Consider the following 22,422-nt stretch of genomic DNA (forward strand, 5'->3'; position numbering starts at 1 on the left):
CCACAGCGCACGATGTGGCCTTTCTGAGGAGATGTGTCTATGAGTCAGACCGCTGGTGCTCCGCGTGCGGGCGCGCCCACGTTTCAAGATGTGATCATGAATTTGCAGCGCTATTGGGCCGATCAGGGCTGCGTGGTGCTGCAACCCTACGACAATGAGGTTGGCGCGGGCACCAATGCGCCTGCGACCACGCTGCGCGCGCTCGGGCCCGAAACCTGGCGCACCGCCTACGTGCAAGGCTGCCGCCGTCCCACCGATGGACGCTACGGCGAAAACCCCAATCGCTTGCAGTTCTACTATCAGTTCCAAGTGCTGATCAAGCCCTCTCCCGATGATATCCAGGATCTGTACCTGGGATCGCTCGAGGCCATCGGCATCGATGTGGCCGCCCATGACGTGCGCTTCGTCGAAGACGACTGGGAAAGCCCCACGCTCGGTGCTTGGGGTCTTGGCTGGGAAGTATGGATCGACGGCATGGAGGTCACGCAGTTCACGTACTTCCAGCAAGTGGGTGGCTTCGAGTGCGATCCTGTTCCTGCCGAGATCGCGTATGGCCTTGAGCGCTTGACCATGTTCGTCCAGGGCGTTGATTCGGTTTACGATATCGTTTGGAGCCGTGGTGCCGATGGCATCACCTTCACCTATGGTGATGTGTATTTGGAAAACGAGCGCGAGTATTCTACGTACAACTTTGAAGTCGCCGATACCGAATTCCTCTTCCAGGAGTTTGCTGATCGGGAGGCTGAGTGCATGAAGACGCTCGAGGCGGGTCTTCCGCTGCCAGCCTACGACAGCGTCCTGAAATGCTGCCACACCTTCAATTTGCTGGATGCGCGCGGGGTCATCTCTGCAACGGAGCGCATGGCCTACATTCTGCGCGTGCGCACGCTGGCGAAGGCGTGCTGTGAATCGTACATGGAACATGTTGTGGGGTTGCCCGCATCCGATGAGAAAGAGGTGGCGTAGGCGATGGGTGACAAGCAGACGCTTGCCTTCGAGATAGGCACCGAAGAGATACCCGCTTTCGATCTGAAGGCTGCCGCAGCGCAGCTGGCGCGCTTGGTGCCCGAGGCGCTTGATGCGCAACGCATCCCGCATGGTGAGGTCACCATCTATTCCAGTCCGCGCCGTCTGATCGCGTTGGTCGCTGAGGTCGCCGCATCGACCGAGCGCAGCGTGGATGAGTTCCGTGGGCCCAAGGCGCAGATCGCCTTCGATGAGGCAGGGGTGCCCACGAAGGCGGCCGAGGGGTTTGCCCGGGGCAAGGGCCTGGATGCATCGCAGCTTGAACGCCGCGAAGAGGATGGCGTGGAATACGTGTTCGCGACCGTGGAAACACCGGCGCAAGAGGTAGCTGAGCTTCTGCCTTCGGTGCTTCATGGTCTTATCGAGTCCATCTCGTGGCCCAAGTCGATGCGGTGGGGCACTATGCGCGCGCTGTTCAGCCGCCCGGTGCGTTGGATTTGCGCGATGCTCGGCGATACCGTGATTCCCGTCACGTTCGCAGGGGTCAGCGCTCAAGCAACCACGCGCGGGCACCGCTTCTTGAGCCCAGGGCCTCATGCGGTACCGTGCGCCGATCAGCTGCTCGAGGTGGTGCGCAGTGCGTTCGTGGTGCCAAGCGAGGCCGAGCGCGAGCAGGTGATCCGTGCAGGTGTGGCTGAGGCCGAGCGCGCTACGGGCTGCACGGCGCAGTTGCCCGACAAGACGCTCACCGAGGTAATCAATCTCTCTGAGTATCCCACGGTGATGGTCGGCACCTTCGATGCCGAGTTCTTGGCAGTTCCCGAAGAGATCATCGTGGATGCCATGTTGATGCATCAGCGGTATTTTCCGCTCTACGATGCACGTGGTGCGCTCTCCAATAACTTCATCATCGTGAGCAACGGCGACCCTGCGCAGGAGACCACCATCGTTGATGGCAACGAGCGCGTGGTGGCAGCGCGCCTCTACGATGCGAAGTTCTTCTACGAAGAGGACCTCAAGAAGCCGCTCGAGGCGTACGTAGCGCACCTTGACGAGGTGGTGTTCCAAGAGCAGTTGGGCACCATGCGCGCAAAGACCGAGCGCGTCAGCCAACTGGCAGAGCGCATCGCGCTGGATGCTGCTTTGACCGAGGCCGAGCGCGGCGATGTGGCGCGGGCAGCGTATCTGGCGAAAGCCGATCTGGTAACGAATGCGGTCGTGGAATTCACGAGCGTGCAAGGTGTCATGGGGTCGTATTATGCGGAGGCGGCAGGCGAGGGCGAGCGCGTTGCGCGCGCGATCGCTGAGCATTACATGCCGCGTTTTTCCGGTGATGCGGTGCCCTCGGATGCGGTAGGGCGCGTGGTCGCCCTTGCTGACAAGGTGGATACCGTTTGTGGTCTCTTCGCAGTTGACCAGGCGCCAACGGGTTCGTCCGATCCATTCGCATTGCGCCGCGCTGCCCTTGGCATCATCGCTATCATGCAGGCGGGCGTGGATATCTCGCTGGCGCGTGCGCTTGACGATGCTCTGCGCATCTATCGGGAAAGCGGGCTTTCCTTCGACAAGGAAGCGGTCATAGACGCGGTGCAGGAATTCTTCTTGACCCGCACGCGTGTGCTGCTCAAGGATGCAGGCAACGCATCGGATGCGATCGATGCGGTCATTGCCACGGGTGTGACCGAACCCATCGTGGTCATCGAACGCGTCAGCGCGCTCGAAGCGGCGCGTGCGGAAGCGCCGGAGACCTTCACCGACCTGGCGATCGCCTATGCGCGCGCGAACAATCTGAGCGATGCGGATGCGGGAAGCAACTACGATGCTGCGCTCTTCTCCGACTCAGAGCACGCGCTCGCCGACGCGGTCAGCGCGGCCCAAAGCGCTGTTGACGAGGCTTTGGATCATGGTGACTACCGTCAAGCGCTCGACGAGCTTGCGCGGCTGCGCGGGCCCATCGATGACTTCTTCGAGCAGGTCATGGTCATGGATGAAGACCAGGCGCTGCGTCAGAATCGTCTCCGTCTTCTGAACCGCTTCATCGGCGTGTTCAAGAACGTGGCCGATTTTGGTTGCATGGCGAAGGCAAAGTAGATGGATGGATTCTTGGGGGAGGGCGGCGTAAAGCCAGAGTCGTTCCCCACCATTCACGTTGTCTCCGACTCCATCGGCGAGACTGCGCGCACCGTTGCGCAGGCTGCCGCTGCGCAGTTTGGCGTGACCAACCCTAAGATCGAGGTGCTCGGTAAGGTGAAGTCGTACGAAGAGGTGCGCGACCACCTTGAAGAGCACGCGCGCTATCACGTTAAGCAGCTCGGCGATGACAAGCTGCTCGTCTTCTATACGCTGGTGCATGGGGAGATGCGCGACAAGGTGTCCGCCTTCATTCGCGAGAGCCCCAACGTCTATGGCGTTGACCTGTTGACGCCCTCCATCGACGCGATCGCCGCAGTAAGCGGGCTGGTGCCGGATTGCACGCCTGGCGCGTTGCGCGTGGCTGACATCAATTACTTCCATCGTGTCGAGGCGCTGGAATTCACCATCGAACACGATGATGGTCGCAATCCGCAAGACCTCACGCGGGCCGATATGGTGCTGTTGGGGGTCTCGCGCGCATCCAAGACACCGCTCTCCATTTACCTGGCCCAACATGGCTACCATGTGGCGAACGTGCCCGTCGATCCAGCCACCGCGCCACCTCCTGAGATATTCGAGGTGGACCCGACGCGGCTGTTCGGTCTCATGACGAGTCCCGAGGTGCTCACCGACATTCGCACGCAGCGCTTAGGGAAGGCGACCAAGGCGGCGGGCCGCTATGCTGACCTTGAGTTCATCTACGAGGATCTTGAAAGCGCGCGCAAGCTCATGCGCCGTTTGGGCTGCGTGGTGATACGCACCGACAAACGCGCCGTAGAGGAAACCGCTCAGGAGATTCTCAGCCACTACCTGCGCAACCATCCTGCTGCCACTGATATGATTGTCCAAGCGCTGTAGGCTCGCGTGGGGTGAGCGCAGCGCAGATGGCAAGAGCTATCACGTAAGGAGAACAAGGTGGCAGATTCTGTGAAGCGTGTCTACGCATTTGGCAACGATGCGAATGGCAACAACGTTACCGAGGGCAACACCGACATGAAGGCCGTCCTGGGAGGTAAAGGCGCCAATCTCGCCGAGATGGCCAACATCGGGCTTCCCGTGCCTCCCGGCTTCACGATCACCTGTCAGACCTGCATGGAATATGCCGATGCGGGCAATGTGTGGCCCGCAGGCGCTCTGGACACGATCGCCGAGTATCGCGCCGATCTGGAAGAGCGCATGGGCAAGAAGATCGGCGATGCTACCGATCCGCTGCTGGTGTCGGTGCGCTCGGGCGCGCCCATGAGCATGCCGGGCATGATGGACACGGTGTTGAACTTGGGGCTCAACGACGAATCCATCAACGGGTTGATCGCGCAGACCGAAAACCCGCGCTTCGCCTGGGATTCCTATCGTCGCTTCATTCAGATGTTCAGCAACGTGGTGATGGGCTTGGATGGCGACCTGTTCGAGAACGCCATCATCACCATGAAGAACGACCGCGGCGTCACGAGCGATACGGACCTGACCGCAGAGGATCTGCAAGAGTTGGTGGCGGTGTTCAAGCGCATTTTCAGCGAGAACGTTTCTGCCGACGATTACCCGGCGCTCGTGGTGGACGGCACAGTGCAGTTCCCGCAAGACCCCATGATGCAGCTGCAACTGGCCATTGAGGCGGTGTTCGGCAGCTGGAACAACCCGCGTGCGGTCCTCTATCGCAAGAAGAACAAGATCGCTGATGATCTGGGCACCGCGGTGAACGTGCAGTCCATGGTGTTCGGTAACAAGGGCAACACCTCTGCTACCGGTGTGGCCTTCACGCGCAATCCCGCTAATGGCGAGAAGGAGTTCTACGGCGACTACCTCGTGAACGCCCAAGGTGAGGACGTGGTAGCGGGCATCCGCAACACGAGCCCCATCGCCGAGCTGAAGAACGTGGCAGGACTCGAAGAGGCCGGCAAGCAGCTCGAGGACATCTTCGTCATCCTGGAGAACCACTTCCGTGATATGTGCGATATCGAGTTCACCATCGAGCAGGGCAAGCTTTGGATGCTCCAGACGCGCGCGGGCAAGCGCACGGCAGCAGCCGCGCTGCATATTGCCATCCAGATGGTGGAGGAAGGTCTCATCGACAAGCGCGAAGCCGTCATGCGCGTTGAGCCCGAGCAGCTCGATCAGCTGTTGCATCCGCAGTTTGACAAGGATGCCACCTACGATGTGGTGGCGCGCGGCTTGAACGCAAGCCCGGGCGCAGCGGTTGGCGAAGCTATGTTCAGCGCGGCCGATGTGGTAGCAGCTACCGAGGCTGGTCGCAAGTGCGTGTTGGTGCGCTGGGAAACGAACCCGGACGACCTCGCGGGCATGATCGCAGCTGAGGGCATTCTGACTTCGCATGGCGGCAAGACGTCGCATGCGGCGGTCATCGCGCGTGGCATGGGCGTGCCATGCGTGTGCGGCGTTGAGGCGCTCAAGATCGACGCCGAGAAGAAGGAGGCGCAGATCGCAGGCACCGACTTGGTCATCCGCGAGGGCGATCTGGTGTCCATTGACGGCACGACTGGCATCGTGGTGCTTGGCGCGGTCGATCTGGTCAAGCCCGAGCTGACGGGCGATCTGGATACCATTCTTGAGTGGGCTGACGAGTTCCGCCGCTTGGGGGTGCGCGCCAACGCGGATAACCCTGATGATGCGAAGCTTTCACGCGAGTTCGGCGCTCAGGGCATCGGATTGTGCCGTACTGAGCATATGTTCTTGGGTGATCGCAAGCAGATCATTCAGACCTACATTCTCAATGATGACGAGCTGAATCGCGATCGTGCGGCTGAGCAGCTCTATGAGGCGCAGGTCGGGGACTTCTACGAGATGCTCAAGGCGATGGATGGGCTGCCCATGATCATTCGTCTTCTGGATCCGCCTCTGCATGAGTTCTTGGACAATCCGCGCGAGTTGGAGGTTGAGATCGCTCGCTTGGAGGCTACAGGAGCGGCGGCAGCCGATCTTGCCGAGAAGCGCGAGCTTCTGGAGAAGATCGACGGGCTCATCGAGCAAAACCCCATGCTCGGCATGCGCGGTGTGCGGTTGGGCATCATGTATCAGCAGCTGCCGGAACTTCAGATTCGCGCTATCGCATCTGCAATGGCGAAACTGAAGCAGGAGGGGCTCGATCCGAAACCCGAGATCATGATTCCGCTGGTGTCCACCGTCAACGAGCTTGCGTTCATGCGCGAGGTTGGCGAGGATGTGATCGCCCAGGTAGCCGCGAAAGAGGGCGTTGCGCTTGAGATCCCCATCGGTACCATGATCGAGCTGCCACGCGCTGCTCTTACCGCAGACGAGATCGCCACTCAGGCTGATTTCTTCTCCTTCGGCACCAACGACCTCACTCAGACCACCTTCGGTTTCAGCCGCGATGACGTGGAAGGCGAGTTCATCCCGACGTACCTCTCGGAGCGCTTGTTGCCGGTCAACCCGTTCGCTACGGTTGACGAGGGAGGCGTTGCGAAGCTGGTGGCTCTTGGCGTTGATCTGGGACATGAGGGCAACCCCGATATCGTGTGCGGCGTTTGTGGCGAGCATGGTGGCGATCCGGATTCCATCCATACCTTCAATCGTATCGGGCTGGACTACGTGAGCTGTTCGCCGTATCGCGTGCCGGTGGCTCGTCTGGCAGCGGCCCAGGCGGCGATTCAGGAAGATTAGGTGCTGTTCCTGGATGCGCTCCCGCGTACCGTGGCCCTGATAGGGGCCGATGGATCCTCTTCCGATACGCTCAACGAGGCAGCTGCTGATGCGGTTGCCTCGTTTTTCTCTGAGGGTTGCGAAGTGGCCGGTGCGCCGGTAGCGGTGATGATCGATCAGACCCGGCTTCCGCTCGAGGAAGCGTATGTGTGCACCACCGACTGGCGCGAGGTGGTCGATGCCATCAAACGGTTGGCGGTGCGCGGCGCTCCTGCGCTCGGCATTGCGGGTGCGATGGCGCTCACGCTGCGTGCTTTCGAGCTTTGCGGTGAGATGTCGGGTGTTGACCCCTGCGATGATGCCGATTTTCGGGCTCGTCTGAGCGACGCGGCACATGCGATAGCGCAGGCGCGCCCGACCGCGGTGAACTTGAGCGCGGAGGTGGCGCGTGCATACGAGGTGGCTGAGAGGGCTCTTGTGGATGGTCTGCGCACGCAGCAGGCAGCCGATGCGCTGAGCGCATATACCTGCGAGCTGATACGAGAAGACGAAGAGCGCTGTCGAGCCATCGGATGTAATGGAGCAGCATTGCTCCGTCCGTCAAGCTGCGTCTTGACCCATTGCAATGCCGGAAGCTTGGCGTGTTCATTCTATGGCACCGCGCTTGGGGTCGTGTACGCAGCCGCGTACGAGGGAAAGATCAGTCGGGTGTATGCCGATGAGACGCGCCCGGTGTGCCAAGGTGCGCGCCTGACGGTGTGGGAGTTGGCGCGAGCGCGGGTGCCCGTCACCTTGATCTGCGACGATATGGCCGCCTCTGTCATGGCGAGCGGCGCGGTGGATGCGGTGATCGTAGGAGCTGACCGCATCGCGCTGAACGGTGATACGGCGAACAAGATCGGCACGCTGGGCCTCGCTGTGCTCGCGCGGTATTTCCGCATTCCGTTCTATGTTGCGGCACCCCTGTCCACGTTCGATCCTCGCACTTCAGACGGGCGAGCTATTCCCATCGAAGAGCGCGCCGCTGCCGAAGTGCTGGCTTGTCCCCTTGAGGGGGTTGACGTGTACAATCCTGCGTTCGATGTGACGCCGGCCGATCTGATCGATGCCGTTATCACCGAAGCAGGCGTGTTCGCTCCTGGTGAGCTTGCGCAGGTGGTGGCGCGATGATGCCATCGCGCTCCTATATCGCCCAAGCCTTTCATGCGGCAGTGCCGGTCATGCTGGGGTATGTGGCCATCGGCATTCCGTGTGGCATCCTGTGCGATTCCATCGGTCTCAACGCGCTTCAGGCGCTGATCATGTCGTTGCTCTTCTATTCGGGTGCGGGTCAGTTCATGATCCCGAACATGTTTCTCGCGGGTGCTCCAACCGCTTCTATCATTGCGAGTGTCTCGTTCGTCAATACGCGTCAGATGCTCTATTCGGCCTACTTCGCGCCATATGCTGCGCATACGTCGAAGGGGCTCTCGTTCCTCTTCGCTGCTACCGTCACCGATGAGAGCTATGGCGTATCGGTCGCTCAGTTCGAAGCAGGGGATTGGTCTCTTGATCGGGCTTTGATGGTGAACCTGTTCTCGCAGTCCTCGTGGGCGCTCTCCAACGCGGTAGGCGTGTTGGTGGGCAGCGCCATCGGGATTCCGCTCAATATCGCCGCGTTCGCCATGACATCCATCTTCATCTGCTTGTTGGTCACCCAGAAGCTGACGTCAGCGAACGTCATCGCTGCAGGCGCTGCTATGATCGGTGTCGTGGTGTGCAAGATGATAGGTTTGTCCGGGCCGGCCATCCTGATCGGTGCGGTGTTCGGCGTTGTTGTGGCGATGGGGTATGCCGCGGTGCGCAAAAGCGCAGAGCGGAGGCGGGTATGAGCTGGGAAGAGTTCTGGGTCATTCTGGTGGGGTGCTCTTTGACCATCCTTGCCTGTCGTGTCCTGCCGATGTTTCTCTTGAAGGATCGCGAACTGCCGCAGTGGGCCATGCAGGCTCTTGGGTTGATACCTGCAGCTGCGTTTGCAGCCTTGGTCGCAAACGACCTTTTGGAACCGGGGATGTTCGACGAGGGCGCATGGCCTGCTGCCATACCGCTTCTGGTCGCGTGCATCGTGGTGATCGTTGCGCGCAAGACTCGCTCGTTGCTGTGGAGCGCCGTGACGGGGGTGGCCGTCTACGCGCTTCTTGCGCTCATTTGCTGAAAAAGATGCTTGCACTGGCGAAAGGCCAGCAGTATACTGGTTAATCGCGTCTGCGGCAGGGTCGCTGGCGTTTGGTAATCCGAAATACGAACTAGGAATGTTGAAATGGACGTTATTCGCGCAATCGAGCAGCAGCAGATAAAGAACGACGTGCCGGATTTCAAACCGGGCGATACCGTGAAGGTCCACTACCGCATCACTGAGGGCAATCGCGAGCGTATCCAGGTGTTTCAGGGTGATGTGATCCGTCGTCATGGGGAGAGCAGCCGTGAAACGTTCACGGTGCGCAAGATCAGCTTCTCCGTTGGCGTGGAGCGTACGTTCCCCGTCCACTCTCCGAAGATCGAGAAGATCGAAGTGATTCGCAAGGGCAAGGTTCGTCGCTCGAAGCTGTACTACCTGCGCGACAAGGTGGGCAAAGCGGCGAAGATCAAGGAGAAATCCTTCTCGTAAGCGTCAAGGCCCCGCATGGGGCCTTTTTCATGTATGGAACAACTCACAGTAGCACAGATACGGACTCAATTGCGTCAGGCAGACGAGGAGCGCTTTTGCGTGCTCGAGCGTTCGCTAGCGGCCGATACGCGCAAAGGTGTGCGTCAAGCGGTAGCGGCAGCGCGAGCGCGCCTTGACGCTCAGGCCGCGGAAGCGGCACGTCTCGATGGTCTGTATGATTTCCAGGGCCAGCTCATGATGCAAGCAGGTGCAGAGGTAGCGCTCGGGCTCGACGAGGTGGGGCGCGGTCCTCTCGCGGGCCCGCTCGCGGTCGGCGCGGTTGTGCTGCCCCTTGATGCGCGCATCGAAGGGCTCGATGATTCGAAGCGCTTGTCCGAAGATGAGCGAGTGCGCATCACCTCTCAGGTGAAGGAGCGCGCTTCTGCATGGACGGTTCAGTACGCCTCTGTTGAACACATTGACACGATGGGAATCGCAACCGCGTTGCGGGATGCGTTCGCGCGTGCGATCGCTGCCATAGAAGCGGCGGGCGTTCATCCTGACCTCATTCTGCTCGACGGAAATCCGCTCGGCTTGGATGCGCGGGAAGTCAGCGTGGTCAAGGGCGATGCGCGTGTGGCGGCCATCGCGGCCGCATCGGTGCTCGCGAAGGTGGACCGTGATGCGCTGATGGATCAGATGGACGAGCGCTATCCTGGGTATGGATTCGCTCAGCATAAGGGCTATGGTACCGCTGCACATACTGACGCTATTCGTCGTTTAGGACTCAGCCCGCTCCATCGCACCTCGTTTTGCGGCGCTTTTACCCAGGAGAGCTTGTTTTGATGTGAGGCGCCTTGGTTCTCGCTTAAGATGTGCTTGATCCGTGTAAGAATCATGCAAGAAGAGCGTCCAAGTGAGCAAGCGCATCGGGCAGAGGCGCGTTGAACGAACTTGGCGAACATATTCGATTCACATGGTGCGACGATCGCGGCGGTACCTCAGAGGCACCATGATCGATGCCTAGCTCATACCGCATGCGTGCGCGGTGCGCGCCCGGATGCAACGCTATCGTCTTTCCTTACCGCAAGAGAAGGAGGAGACGATGTCAACAGCAGCAGTCATGGAAGCGCCTCAAGCTGCCCGCAGCAAGTCGTCGCAGGCTGCGCAGCGAAAGAGGAACGCGAACAAAGAACTAGGGAAGCGCGGCGAGAATGCCGCTGCTCGATTTCTCTACCGTCAGGGCTACGATATCGTAGAGCGCAATTGGAAGTGCAGGTTCGGCGAAGCGGATATCATCGCACGTGATGGGAGCACTCTAGTATTCGTCGAGGTCAAAACGCGTTCGGGAATAGAGCGAGGGTTTCCTTCCGAGGCAGTGGATGCCAAGAAGCGCGACACGTATGAGAAGATCGCGCTTTCTTATGTGGCAGATCATGCGGAAACGGAAGCGGTCGTGCGGTTTGACGTGGTTGCCATCGTGGCGGTAGCGCCCGATCGTGCGCTCATCCGGCATCATATCAGCGCGTTCTCGGTGATATGAATGCGTTCGCAATGCGCGGTGGCAAGCGCGTTGATTCGAGGGGTCGACGCCATTCCGGTCACGGTGGAAGTGTCGGTGGGTGCCGGTTTGGTCGGCATGAGCATCGTGGGCATGGCCGATACCGCTATCCAGGAAGCGCGCGAACGAGTTCGTGGTGCCATCATATCATGTGGATTTGCCGTACCGAGCCAGAAGATCGTGGTGAATCTGGCGCCTGGGTCGCTTCGTAAGAGTGGATCAGGGTTCGATCTGCCCATAGCGTTGGGCATCTTGGTAGCCTCAGGGCAGGTAGACCCAGCGTTTCTTGAGGGCAGGCTGTTCGTGGGAGAGCTCTCGTTAGATGGCGGTGTGCGTCCGGTGGCAGGAACGCTCGCATTCGGCATCTGCGCGCATCGCCTCGGTCTGAGCTTGGTTAGTTGCGGCGATCAGGCGGTTCCTCTGGAAGGCCTTGCGCAGTACAGCATACGGGATCTGAGCGCGCTTGCCTTCGAGGAACCGTTCACAAGGGTGACCTACGCGCGCACCAACGCTGAGGCTTCCGGTAAGAACGCTCCCGATTTTTGCGATGTTGCTGGTCATGAGACGGCAAAGCGCGCCGCTCAGATAGCTGTTGCGGGTGGCCATGGCTTGTTGATGGTCGGGCCTCCTGGATCGGGTAAGACGATGATAGCGAGTCGTATCGCATCCATCTTGCCCCCGCTCGATCAAGACGAGATGCTGGCAGCTGCTGCGGTGCATTCGGTGGCGGGCGAGGATATTGATGCGATCTTGCAGGGTATTCGCCCGTTTCGGCACCCGCATCATTCGGCAACGATAGCAGGATTGGTTGGCGGTGGCTCGCCGATTCGGCCAGGAGAGATATCTCTTGCGCATTGCGGTACGCTGTTCCTCGATGAGCTTCCCGAGTTTAAGCCAGCGACGCTTCAAAGTTTACGCCAGCCCATCGAGGCGGGCAAAGTATGCCTCACGCGCGCGGATGGCAATATTGAATTTCCGGCGCGCTTCATGTTGGTGGCAGCGGCCAATCCCTGTCCCTGCGGATATCTCGGCGATGATCTTCGCCCATGCGAATGCACGATTCCGCAGATTCGCGCGTATCAGGCGCGTGTAGGAGGTCCGCTGATGGATCGGATCGATCTTCAACTGGATGTGCGGCGATTGCCAGCTGACAGCATCTTATCGAGCGGTTCAGGCACTGATTCAGCAACGCTGCGCCAAGGCGTGCTCGCTGCACGCGACTTCGCAGAGCAGCGGAGACAGCGGCGGCGCATGGACGTTCAGCCACCTGTTTGCGAATCGGTCGGCAACCGGCCCGCTGAGGTCATCGAATCGTGCGCGCTCGGCGATGAGCAACGCTCGTTCATCACCTCGATGGCCGATGCGGAATCGCTGAGCGGACGGGCGCTCGTGAGCTGCCTGAAGGTCGCGCGCACCATCGCTGATATGGAGCAAAGCTGGGACGTTACCTGCGATCATCTTGCTGAGGCGTTGGCATTTCGAATGAGGGAAGGAGCGCGATGATGGGACGACGATCGTCTACGCTCACCGGCCCACGCTGGGAGCTTACCGCGCAGGACACGAGGTATCCTGACGTATTTCGCACTATCTTGAAGCCACCGGAGAAGCTCTATGGGATAGGGGAGCGCGCGGCGCTGCAAGAGGGTCTCGCTATCGTGGGTGCGCGCAAGGCAACGCCGTACGGCAGGACCTGCGCTGCGCGCTTCGCACGCTTGGCGGCAGAGCGAGGGGTCGTCATCATCTCAGGAGGCGCCCGTGGCTGCGATGCCGCTTCCCATGAGGCTGCCCTTCAAGCGGGTGGCACCACGGTCGTGTTCTTGGGCGGAGGCTGCGATCGTGTGTATCCCGCGGAGCATAGTGAGCTGTTTCAGAGGGTGATAGAAGGTGGGGGAGCGGTCGTATCGGAGCAGGAATGGGACGTGCCACCCATGCCCTATATGTTTCGCGCGCGCAATCGCCTTATCGCGGGTCTTGCTCGTGCGACGCTCATCGTGGAAGCGGGGCTTCCTTCGGGCACGTTTTCGACAGCCGATGAGGCTTTGGAGGCCAATCGTGAGGTCTTGGTGGTGCCGGGCGCCATCACGTCACCGGCGTCGCTTGGGGCAAATCGCCTTCTCTGTCAGGGAGCGACGCCGATCGTGGACGATGACACGTTCTACGATCAGCTCTTCTGCCTTTTTGGTTGCTTGAAGCAAACCTGTGCGTCGGAGCAAGATGAAGCCGTCGTGGCAGAAGATGATCCGCTTGCGTGCGCTCTTCAGGCGCAGCCGCTCAGCATGGACGAACTGCTCGAGGTGTCACGTGCGGCCGGGCAGGGCAAGAGCCTGTCGGATATCGCGGTGTGGGTAGCGCATCAAGTGCAAGCGGGTCGTGCGGTGCGATATGCGGATGGTCGCTATGGACCGATGGCAAACGATGGCCGATGCCCTGAGCGAGATCGGCATAGCAGGTGATATATTGGCTTCATGGATGCGATCACCATCATAGGCGGAGGTCTTGCGGGCAGTGAAGCGGCGCTGCGCTTGGCCGATCTTGGCTTTTCGGTAACGGTATATGAAATGCGCCCGCAGGTACCCACGCCCGTGCATAAGAGCGCGAATATGGCAGAACTCGTTTGCTCGAACTCGTTCAAGTCGAATAAGCCCGATTCTGCGGCGGGCATGTTGAAGGCAGAGCTCGAAGCGCTTGCGTCACCGGTGTATCACGCTGCATTGGCTACCAGCATTGATGCGGGCGGTGCCTTAGCGGTCGATCGGCATGCGTTTTCGCGAATGGTAACGCACCTGCTCGAAGTTCATCCGCGCGTGCGTATCGAGCGGGTAGAGGTTGCCGATCTGGAGGCGGTTGCGTCTACGTGCGATGCGGTGGTGCTCGCCACGGGTCCGTTGACCTCCGATCGGCTCGCGGACGATATCGCTCGGCGCAGCGGAGCCGATCAGCTCGCTTTCTACGATGCGGCTGCTCCTATCGTGATGGCTGACTCGCTCGATCGCAGCGTCGTGTTTCGTCAGAGCCGCTACGAGGAAACTGGAGCAGGGGACTATTTGAATTGCCCGCTCGATCAGCAAGCCTATCAGGCGTTTATCAGTGAATTGGTGGCTGCTGAGCGCGTGATGAAGAAAGAGTTCGAGAGCGGCGATCTATTCCAGGCGTGCCAGCCGATCGAAGAGATAGCCCGCAAGGGACTCGATGCGCCGCGCTTTGGCACGATGAAGCCCGTTGGATTGGTCGATCCTGCGACGGGTCGCCGTCCGTGGGCGGTCGTGCAGTTGCGAGCCGAGGATGCGGCCGGGCAAAGCTATAACCTCGTTGGATTTCAGACAAATCTCACGTTTCCTGAACAACGGCGCGTCTTTCGCATGATTCCAGGGTTGCAAGAGGCTGAGTTTGCTCGATACGGCGTGATGCACCGTAATACATACCTGAACAGTCCGCAGATGCTCGATGGCACCGGACGCTTGTATGCGCCGGATATCCTCTTGCTCGAAACGCCCGTTTTCGTTGCGGGGCAGCTTTCGGGCACGGAAGGGTATACCGAGGCGATCCGCTCTGGCGCGCATGTTGCCCTCTCTGTTGCCGCGCTGCTCAAGGGTGTCGAAGCACCGCTTTTGCCCGATACGACCGCGTTCGGTGCTCTCATGCGCCATGCAACCGATCCGGCAACGCGTTCCTATCAGCCTTCGCATGTGAATTTTGGGCTCATGCCGCCCCTCTCTGCTCCGATCCGCAACAAGCGCGAGCGATATGCCGCCTTTGCTGAGCGCGGGCGCGCAGCGATGGAATCATACGTCGAGCAGCTCATGACCGCTGGTCTCTTATCTGTGCGGGGTGCTTCGCGGTGAGCACGTCTCCAAGGCCGATCGGTGACGCGCCGAACAACGATGTGGAGGTGCCAGGTCAGGAACTCGTTGAGGATTTCTGCGCGTCGCTCGCACGAGAACAAGGTGCCTCGAAGAACACGATTCGCAGCTATCGGACCGATCTTGAGGCGTACCTTCGTTGGGTGCAGCGCCTTGGGCTTGATGTCCTTACTATGACGCACCGCCGCCTTCGCCGCTACCTCGCGGAGCTTGACGCGGCGGCCTACGAGCGCACGACGGTGAACCGGCATCTTTCGGCGCTGCGCTCGTTCTATCGTTGGCTCTGCGCCGAGCAGTTTTCATCGAATGATCCTGCGAGCGCCATCCAGGGACCTTCTCTTCCCGCGAAGCTGCCCAAACCGCTCTCGGAGGACGAGGTCGATCGGCTCTTGGCAGTGCATGCGGACAACGACGACCCGCTCTCGCTACGCGATCAGGCCGTGCTCGAGTTCATCTATGCGACCGGCGCGCGCGTTTCGGAAGCGTCTGCGGTGAAGCTGTGTGATGTTGATGTGCGCAACGGCACCGCTAAGGTGTTCGGTAAAGGATCGAAGGAGCGGATCGTGCTGCTCCATACGACAGCGCAAGAGGCGATCGCATCGTATATTGAGCGCGGTCGCCCTGCTCTGGTGGGGGATAAGGCATGCGAGAGCTTGTTCGTGTCAAGCCGTGGCAACCGATTCTCGACTGATGCGATACGGCGCATGTTCAAGGAGACGTTGCTGGCTGCCGGTCTTGACCCCGGTTATTCCCCGCACGCATTGCGACATGCGTTTGCCACCGATATGCTTGCAGGCGGTGCTGATTTGCGCAGTGTGCAGGAAATGCTCGGGCATGCGAACCTCTCAACCACCCAGATCTATACCCATGTATCGCCCGAACGGCTGCGAGCGGTGCATGCACAGGCGCATCCGCGCGCATAAACGCTCCATTCGTATCGTTGTGATGGGGTCCATGGAGATTACTTGAAGTCTCTTCGCTCTGCGACGGGCAGTAGGATATCACGAACATACATTCGCTTTCTTGTAGTACAATGACCGAAACAACGATCGAGCAAGAAAGCGAACGCCATGCCGCAGAGCGAAATTGTTATCAAAGGTGCCCGCGAGCACAATCTGAAGGATATAGACCTCACCATACCACGTGACAAGCTGGTTGTGATAACCGGGCTTTCCGGATCAGGCAAATCAAGCCTTGCTTTCGATACCATGTACGCCGAGGGTCAGCGCCGCTATGTGGAGAGCCTCTCCAGCTACGCGCGCATGTTCCTCGGGCAGATGAGCAAGCCTGACCTTGATTCTATAGACGGTCTGTCTCCGGCGGTTTCCATCGATCAGAAGACCACCTCAAGAAACCCGCGCTCAACCGTGGGAACCACCACGGAGATCTATGACTATCTGCGCTTACTGTACGCGCGTGTGGGCATTCCGCACTGCCCGGTCTGCGGTCGCGAGATCAAGCGGCAGACCACCGATCAGGTGACCGATGAGATTTTGGGGCTTGGCGATGCGGGTGCGAAGGCGATGATCATGGCGCCCATCGTTTCTGGGCGCAAGGGTGAATTCACCAAGCTGTTCGCCGATCTTCAAAAGGAAGGGTTCACGCGTGTGCGGGTTGACGGCGAGGTCGTGCGTCTTGAGGGTGAACCGCGTACGCTGAACAAGAAGATCAAGCACTTCATCGACGTGGTCGTCGATCGTGTCACGCTGAAAGAGCAGGCGCGCAGCCGTATCGCACAGGCTGTTGAGACTGCGACGAAACTTGCGGACGGGCGCGTGCTCGTGCAGGTGCTGTCATCTGACACCGACGAGGTGCGCACAGCAGAAGTCTCTTCGGGTGCGCGCGGAGGCTTGGCGGACGGGGAGCATCTCTTCTCGCTGGCGCTCGCATGCCCGGATCATGGCTTTTCCATGGATGAACTACAGCCGCGCGATTTCTCCTTCAATGCGCCGTATGGCTCCTGTCCTTCGTGCTTCGGCATCGGGAGCCGCGAGGAAGTGGATGCCTCCTTGGTCGTGCCCGACCCGTCCCTTACCTTGAGCGAAGGCGCGGTGGCGCCCCTGAAGAGCGGCAACTACTACCCGCAGATATTGCGCGCGGTGGCCGAGCATATGGGGTCGGGCGATGATGTGCCTTGGGAGGATATGTCGCGCAAGGTGCGCAAGGCTTTGATGGAAGGCCTCGGAAACGAGAAGGTGCGCGTTGACTATACCACCGTTGATGGGCGCAACACCTATTGGTTCATCGAGTGGGAGGGCATTCTCGAGGTCATCAGACGGCGGTATGCTGACGCGGACACTGATGCGAAGCGCGAGAAGCTCGCGGCCTATTTCGATACCGTTGCGTGTGAGGAATGCGGCGGTAAACGTCTTAAGCCTGAGATACTCGCGGTCACTATTGGCGACAAATCGATCTTCGATGTTACCGATATGGCGGCAGCTGATTCGCTCGCGTTCTTCCAGTCATTGCGGTTTACGGGTCAGGATCAGATGATCGCAGGCCCCATCGTGAAGGAGATCGTCGCGCGCCTGCGGTTCCTGGTTGACGTGGGTCTCGATTATCTGACGCTCGAGCGGGCAACGGCCACGCTGTCCGGCGGTGAGGCGCAGCGCATTCGGCTTGCCACCCAGATTGGCGCGGGACTCATGGGGGTGCTCTATATTCTCGATGAGCCTTCGATCGGCTTGCATCAACGCGATAACGAGCGCCTGATCGCAACATTGGAGCATCTGCGCGATCTAGGGAATACCGTCATCGTGGTAGAGCATGACGAGGATACCATCCGAGCGGCAGATTTCGTGGTGGATATGGGTCCGGGTGCAGGCGAGCACGGAGGTGAGGTCATCGCTGCCGGAACACCTGCAGAGGTTATGGCGGCGCATGGTTCGCTCACCGCCGACTACCTTTCCGGGCGGCGCGCCATCATGGTACCAGCGAAGCGGCGTCGACCTGGTCGTGGGAAGCTCAAGCTAACAGGCGCATCTGAGAACAACCTGCAAAACATAACGCTCGAGGTGCCCTTGGGCACGTTGACGGTCATCACCGGTGTTTCTGGGTCGGGCAAGAGTTCGCTCATCACCGACACCTTGGCTCCTGCGCTCTCCAATCGATTGAACCACGCTCATCGTCGCTGCGGCTCGTATAAGAAGATCACTGGCTTGGACAAGCTCGACAAGGTCATCAACATCGACCAGAGTCCCATTGGCCGAACCCCCCGATCGAATCCCGCCACCTATATCGGTCTTTGGGACGACATTCGCGCACTGTTCGCCTCGACCGCAGAGGCGAAGGCGCGCGGCTACTCGCCGGGTCGTTTTTCCTTCAACGTGAATGGAGGACGCTGCGAGGCATGCAAAGGTGACGGACAGATCAAGATAGAGATGCACTTCTTGCCCGATATCTACGTCCCTTGCGAAGTGTGCAACGGCAAGCGCTATAACCGTGAGACTCTTGAGGTCACGTATCGTGGCAAGAGCATCTCCGAGGTGCTTGATATGACCGTGGAAGATGCGCTCGTCTTCTTTCAGAGCATCCCCGGCATCAAACGCAAGCTGCAAACGCTCCATGATGTGGGGCTGGGGTATATCCGGTTGGGGCAACCGGCCACCACGCTCTCAGGTGGCGAGGCTCAGCGCGTGAAGCTCTCAAGCGAGCTTCAGAAGCGCTCCACCGGGAAGACGTTCTATATTCTGGACGAGCCTACGACGGGGTTGCACTTCGAGGATGTCCGACAGCTTCTCGAGGTGCTGCAACGGTTGGTCGATAGCGGCAACACCGTGCTGGTTATCGAGCATAATCTCGATGTTATTAAGTGCGCTGACCATATCGTCGATCTGGGTCCTGAGGGAGGCGACCGTGGCGGTCGCATTGTCGCTACGGGCACGCCCGAAGAGGTTGCCGAGGTGAAGGGCAGTTTTACGGGCCTTTTCGTCAAGCGCGTCTTGCAGACTGCCGAGACGGTGGTGGATGCTCTAGCAGCAAGCGACTGAATGGGGCTATAATCCGGTCTATGGGAAACCGGACACGCGAAAGAGTCGGACTGCTCATCTTCTTTGTCCTCGTGCTGCTTGGCGGTGCTGTGCTGCTTGGGTACTTTGCCACAGGGCTCACCTGGACGGTGTATGCCACATCGGTCGATGATCGCGTAGGAAACATGGCAGGATATACGGCCGTCGTCTATCCGGGCACCGTCGTCGAAGAGGATGATGACCGCGATGCCGATGCTGGGCTGGATGACCGCGATGCTGACGGCATTCCTTCCATCGCTGACACGATCGGGCTGCGCATCCTTTCCTATTATCCCGCAACGGCGCTCCGCGACGAGGTGGGCGTGTTTCCCTCTGACGTGCGCGAGTTATACGTGAAGAAGGACGCCTCGGTTATCACCATCGATACACAGGATATTCTCTACCACCCTGAACCGTGCATATTGAATGCAGGGGATCGCACGATCGGTGTTTTTGGTGTGAGTTCATACCAAACGAAACGGGCGCTTCGGAATACCGTTGACGATCTTCATGAGCAAGGCGCAGACGTCGTGATCTGCGTGACGATGCGAACGGCGCTGCTCGCATCGTTGCAGGGCATCAACGTGGTGATCTTGACCGAGTCCTCCGATGTCTATCCCACCACGGGATACCGCGAGGATGACACGCTAGTGGTTCAAGCACCAAAAACGGGCGAAGCCGGTGTTGTGTTCTTCTCGAACAACAACGTGGCATCCGCCCGTTCCATCGATTCTCTGTGAGGGTGATGGCTCGCTACACGATGCCTTCGGCCATCATGGCATCAGCCACCTTCTCGAAGCCGGCGATGTTCGCGCCTGCCACATAGTCTCCTTCTACGCCGTAGCGCTTCGCTGCATCATCGGCCGCATGGAAGATGCTGACCATGATGCCTTTCAGCTTCGCATCGACCTCATCGAAGGTCCAGGAGAGCCGCTCGGAGTTCTGCGACATCTCAAGACCAGATGTTGCCACGCCGCCCGCGTTGGCCGCCTTGCCGGGGAGGAAGACCACGCCCTTGTCCTGGAGATATTCGGTCGCGTCCATGGTGGTGGGCATGTTGGCGCCTTCTGCGACCACCTTCACACCATTGCTCACCAGCGTTTGCGCATCGTCGATGAACAGCTCGTTTTGCGTTGCGCAGGGAAGCGCGATATCGCAGGGAATGCTCCAGACACCGCGTCCTTCGTGGTACTCCACGCCATCGCGGCGCTTCGCGTACTCGCTGATGCGGGCGCGCTCCACTTCCTTGATCTGCTTGACCAGATCGACGTCGATGCCCGCCGGATCGTAGATCCAGCCCGTCGAATCGCTCAGGGTGACCACCTTCGCACCGAGTTGCTGCGCCTTCTGCGTCGCATAGATAGCGACGTTGCCCGAGCCGGAGACGCATACCGTCTTGCCGGTCAGGTCATCTCCTGCGCAGCGCAGATACTCTGCGACGATGTAGACCAAGCCGTAGCCGGTTGCTTCGGTGCGCGCCAGGCTGCCGCCAAACGAAAGGCCCTTGCCGGTCAGGACCCCTTCAAAGACGTTCTTCATACGCTTGTACTGGCCGAACATGAATCCGATCTCGCGTGCTCCCGTGCCGATATCGCCTGCTGGCACGTCAGTGTCGGCGCCGATGTGACGCTGGAGCTCGGTCATGAAGGACTGGCAGAAGCGCATGACCTCCATGTCCGATTTCCCCTTCGGGTCGAAATCGGAACCGCCTTTTCCGCCGCCCATGGGCAGGGTGGTCAGGCTATTCTTGAATATCTGCTCAAAGCCCAAGAACTTGATGATGCCCAGATTCACCGACGGATGAAGGCGCAGACCGCCCTTGTATGGCCCGATGGCGCTGTTGAACTGAACGCGGAATGCGCGGTTCACGTGAACAGTGCCAGCGTCGTCCACCCAAGGAACGCGGAAGATGATGACGCGCTCGGGTTCCACGAGACGCTCCAACAGCGATGCCTTCTCGTATTCGGGATGCGCATCAATCACCGGCTCAAGCGATTGGAGCACCTCGGTGACCGCCTGGATGAATTCAGGCTGTTCTGGGTTTTTCTGCTTGACCATCTCAAGCACTCGTTCAGTGTATTTCATCTCGCCTCCTTGAAGGGTACCTATGCATGGCATTATAGGGCGCACCGGAGCACGGTGAAGCATAATTAATGCGTTTGAAACAAAGAGGCGATCGCGGTGTGCATGGTAGGCGGTACGCGCGCCTTGTCTCTCTAGCGCCGCTTGCCCCGCTTGGTCTGTTTTGAGCGGGTACGCTTTGCGTGTCGGTGCGCTTCCGTGCTGGGTGAGGCTTGCATGCGTCCGGCGCCCCTGCGGCTTTTCGTGCGGGCGGTATCGCCATTCCCGTCACCATGCTTCTTGCCGCGGCGCTTATCGCCCCAGCCTTCGTAGTTATAGTCAGTGCGTTCGGTCGTATGGGCTCGTCGGCGCTTGGCGCGCACCGAAGCGAAGTTCGCCGCCCGCTTGTCGGAATGCGACAGATGCGCACGTCGCTCGCGGCGGCTTTGGAGCACCTCCACGTCGACATCGTAGCTGGAAAGTCGACGGAGGGGGATCTCTTGGCCGATCAAGCGCTCGATGCTCGCGAGCGCTTTCAATGAGTTTTGGCTCACGAAAGAGATGGCCAGGCCGGTTGTTCCCGCACGTCCGGTCCTGCCGATGCGATGGATGTAATCCTCGGCCATATCCGGGAGGTCATAGTTGACCACGTAGTCCACCGCAGGAACATCGATGCCGCGCGCGAGCACGTCGGTAGCCACGATCACACCAACCTCGCCACGATGGAACGCGCGCAGAGCGGCACGCCGCTCGGCTTGAGAGCGATCCGAGTGCAGCGTTTCCGCTTCGAGGCCAGCCGTCTTGAGCGTCTCCGCCACCTGCTCTGCGCGCGCTTTGGTACGCGCGAATACGATGACGCGCTGGTAGGGGATCTCACCGAGCACGGCAAGGAGCAGATCGGGCTTGTTCTTTTGCTTGATGGGCATGACGTAGTGCTTCACGCTCGCTGCGGTCTCGCCACGCTGAGCCACCTGGATCAGCTGCGCTGCATGGAGCATGCCACCGAGCTTCGTGCGAACCCGGTCATCGATCGTGGCCGAGAAAAGAAGCGTTTGGCGGTGCGCGGGCGTAGCATCCACGATGCGGGAGACGTCGGGCAGAAAGCCCATGTCGAGCATGCGGTCCGCCTCATCGAGGATCAACGTTTCGAGGCGGCTGAGGTCTACCGCACCGCGCTCCATGAGATCGACTAGACGACCGGGGGTGGCGATGAGGATATCGGTGCCACCCTTCAAGTCCGTTCGCTGCTTGGCGTATTTCGTGCCCCCAGAAACGGTCGTAACGTAGTGACCCGTGCATTTGCCAATGATCATCGCGGCGCGCGCAATCTGCTGAGCAAGCTCGCGTGTAGGCGTTATAACGAGAACGCGTGGCGGACGGCCGTGCTCGCGCGAAGAGGGAAGCGCCCCCAACACAGGAAGCAAGAACGCTGCCGTTTTGCCCGTACCCGTGCTAGCCGCTGCAATGACATCGTCGCCTGTAAGAATGTGAGGGATAGCCTGCTCTTGAACGGGTGTCGGCTCGTCGTATCCCAGGCGTTCGACCGCGCGCAAGGCGCCTTCTGGCAACCGCAGCTCTTTGAAGCTACCCATG

At 59.9% G+C, this 22,422-nt stretch carries 18 protein-coding genes; 16 read left to right on the forward strand and 2 right to left on the reverse strand.

Annotation, left to right across the window (positions count from 1 at the left end; translation table 11 throughout):
• The first annotated feature begins 39 nt into the window (after positions 1 to 39).
• The 16 genes from NFR19_RS06130 (at position 40) to NFR19_RS06205 (ending at position 19,508) form a co-directional block, all read left to right on the forward strand.
• A complete protein-coding gene (locus NFR19_RS06130) occupies positions 40 to 966 on the forward strand; it encodes a glycine--tRNA ligase subunit alpha (protein ID WP_251212911.1) in 927 nt (308 codons plus the stop codon).
• 3 nt (positions 967 to 969) lie between these two features.
• Positions 970 to 3,057 carry a glycine--tRNA ligase subunit beta gene (gene glyS / locus NFR19_RS06135; protein WP_251212912.1) on the forward strand — a complete coding sequence of 696 codons (2,088 nt, stop codon included), beginning with the start codon at positions 970 to 972 and terminating at the stop codon, positions 3,055 to 3,057.
• Positions 3,058 to 3,957 carry a pyruvate, water dikinase regulatory protein gene (locus tag NFR19_RS06140; RefSeq protein WP_251212913.1) on the forward strand — a complete coding sequence of 300 codons (900 nt, stop codon included), beginning with the start codon at positions 3,058 to 3,060 and terminating at the stop codon, positions 3,955 to 3,957.
• Between the two features lie 57 nt (positions 3,958 to 4,014).
• The gene (gene ppdK, locus NFR19_RS06145) at positions 4,015 to 6,735 is read left to right on the forward strand and encodes a pyruvate, phosphate dikinase (protein WP_251212914.1); all 2,721 of its coding nucleotides are present in this window, start codon (positions 4,015 to 4,017) and stop codon (positions 6,733 to 6,735) included.
• Positions 6,736 to 7,884: an S-methyl-5-thioribose-1-phosphate isomerase gene (gene mtnA / locus NFR19_RS06150; protein WP_251212915.1), complete on the forward strand. Its 1,149-nt coding sequence runs from the start codon at positions 6,736 to 6,738 to the stop codon at positions 7,882 to 7,884.
• A complete protein-coding gene (locus NFR19_RS06155) occupies positions 7,881 to 8,585 on the forward strand; it encodes an AzlC family ABC transporter permease (protein ID WP_349665514.1) in 705 nt (234 codons plus the stop codon). The genes mtnA and NFR19_RS06155 overlap by 4 nt, the downstream gene beginning before the upstream one ends.
• The gene (locus NFR19_RS06160) at positions 8,582 to 8,908 is read left to right on the forward strand and encodes an AzlD domain-containing protein (RefSeq protein ID WP_251212916.1); all 327 of its coding nucleotides are present in this window, start codon (positions 8,582 to 8,584) and stop codon (positions 8,906 to 8,908) included. Before NFR19_RS06155 ends, NFR19_RS06160 begins: the two co-directional genes overlap by 4 nt.
• A 105-nt stretch (positions 8,909 to 9,013) precedes the next feature.
• Positions 9,014 to 9,361: a 50S ribosomal protein L19 gene (rplS, locus tag NFR19_RS06165; protein ID WP_251212917.1), complete on the forward strand. Its 348-nt coding sequence runs from the start codon at positions 9,014 to 9,016 to the stop codon at positions 9,359 to 9,361.
• 33 nt (positions 9,362 to 9,394) lie between these two features.
• Positions 9,395 to 10,186 carry a ribonuclease HII gene (gene rnhB, locus NFR19_RS06170; RefSeq protein WP_251212918.1) on the forward strand — a complete coding sequence of 264 codons (792 nt, stop codon included), beginning with the start codon at positions 9,395 to 9,397 and terminating at the stop codon, positions 10,184 to 10,186.
• A gap of 259 nt (positions 10,187 to 10,445) precedes the next feature.
• On the forward strand, positions 10,446 to 10,883 hold the full coding sequence (locus tag NFR19_RS06175) for a YraN family protein (protein WP_251212919.1): 438 nt from the start codon (positions 10,446 to 10,448) through the stop codon (positions 10,881 to 10,883).
• Complete coding sequence (locus NFR19_RS06180; RefSeq protein ID WP_251212920.1) at positions 10,884 to 12,404, forward strand: YifB family Mg chelatase-like AAA ATPase; 1,521 nt, start codon at positions 10,884 to 10,886, stop codon at positions 12,402 to 12,404.
• The gene (gene dprA / locus NFR19_RS06185; RefSeq protein ID WP_251212921.1) at positions 12,401 to 13,354 is read left to right on the forward strand and encodes a DNA-processing protein DprA; all 954 of its coding nucleotides are present in this window, start codon (positions 12,401 to 12,403) and stop codon (positions 13,352 to 13,354) included. Before NFR19_RS06180 ends, dprA begins: the two co-directional genes overlap by 4 nt.
• A gap of 12 nt (positions 13,355 to 13,366) precedes the next feature.
• The gene (gene trmFO / locus NFR19_RS06190; protein ID WP_251212922.1) at positions 13,367 to 14,743 is read left to right on the forward strand and encodes a methylenetetrahydrofolate--tRNA-(uracil(54)-C(5))-methyltransferase (FADH(2)-oxidizing) TrmFO; all 1,377 of its coding nucleotides are present in this window, start codon (positions 13,367 to 13,369) and stop codon (positions 14,741 to 14,743) included.
• A complete protein-coding gene (locus NFR19_RS06195) occupies positions 14,740 to 15,684 on the forward strand; it encodes a site-specific tyrosine recombinase (RefSeq protein WP_251212923.1) in 945 nt (314 codons plus the stop codon). Before trmFO ends, NFR19_RS06195 begins: the two co-directional genes overlap by 4 nt.
• A gap of 147 nt (positions 15,685 to 15,831) precedes the next feature.
• Positions 15,832 to 18,750, forward strand: a complete 2,919-nt coding sequence (uvrA, locus tag NFR19_RS06200) for an excinuclease ABC subunit UvrA (RefSeq protein WP_251212924.1) — start codon at positions 15,832 to 15,834, stop codon at positions 18,748 to 18,750.
• A 20-nt stretch (positions 18,751 to 18,770) separates the two neighbouring features.
• Positions 18,771 to 19,508, forward strand: a complete 738-nt coding sequence (locus NFR19_RS06205) for a hypothetical protein (RefSeq protein WP_251212925.1) — start codon at positions 18,771 to 18,773, stop codon at positions 19,506 to 19,508.
• A gap of 13 nt (positions 19,509 to 19,521) precedes the next feature.
• On the opposite strand, the gene gdhA is transcribed toward NFR19_RS06205, so the two are convergent.
• The gene (gdhA, locus tag NFR19_RS06210) at positions 19,522 to 20,853 is read right to left on the reverse strand and encodes an NADP-specific glutamate dehydrogenase (RefSeq protein WP_251212926.1); all 1,332 of its coding nucleotides are present in this window, start codon (positions 20,851 to 20,853) and stop codon (positions 19,522 to 19,524) included.
• 131 nt (positions 20,854 to 20,984) lie between these two features.
• Positions 20,985 to 22,421: a DEAD/DEAH box helicase gene (locus tag NFR19_RS06215; protein WP_251212927.1), complete on the reverse strand. Its 1,437-nt coding sequence runs from the start codon at positions 22,419 to 22,421 to the stop codon at positions 20,985 to 20,987.
• Position 22,422: the final 1 nt, after the last annotated feature.

This window comes from Adlercreutzia murintestinalis (assembly GCF_943192905.1).
GTDB classification, from domain to species: domain Bacteria; phylum Actinomycetota; class Coriobacteriia; order Coriobacteriales; family Eggerthellaceae; genus Adlercreutzia_A; species Adlercreutzia_A murintestinalis.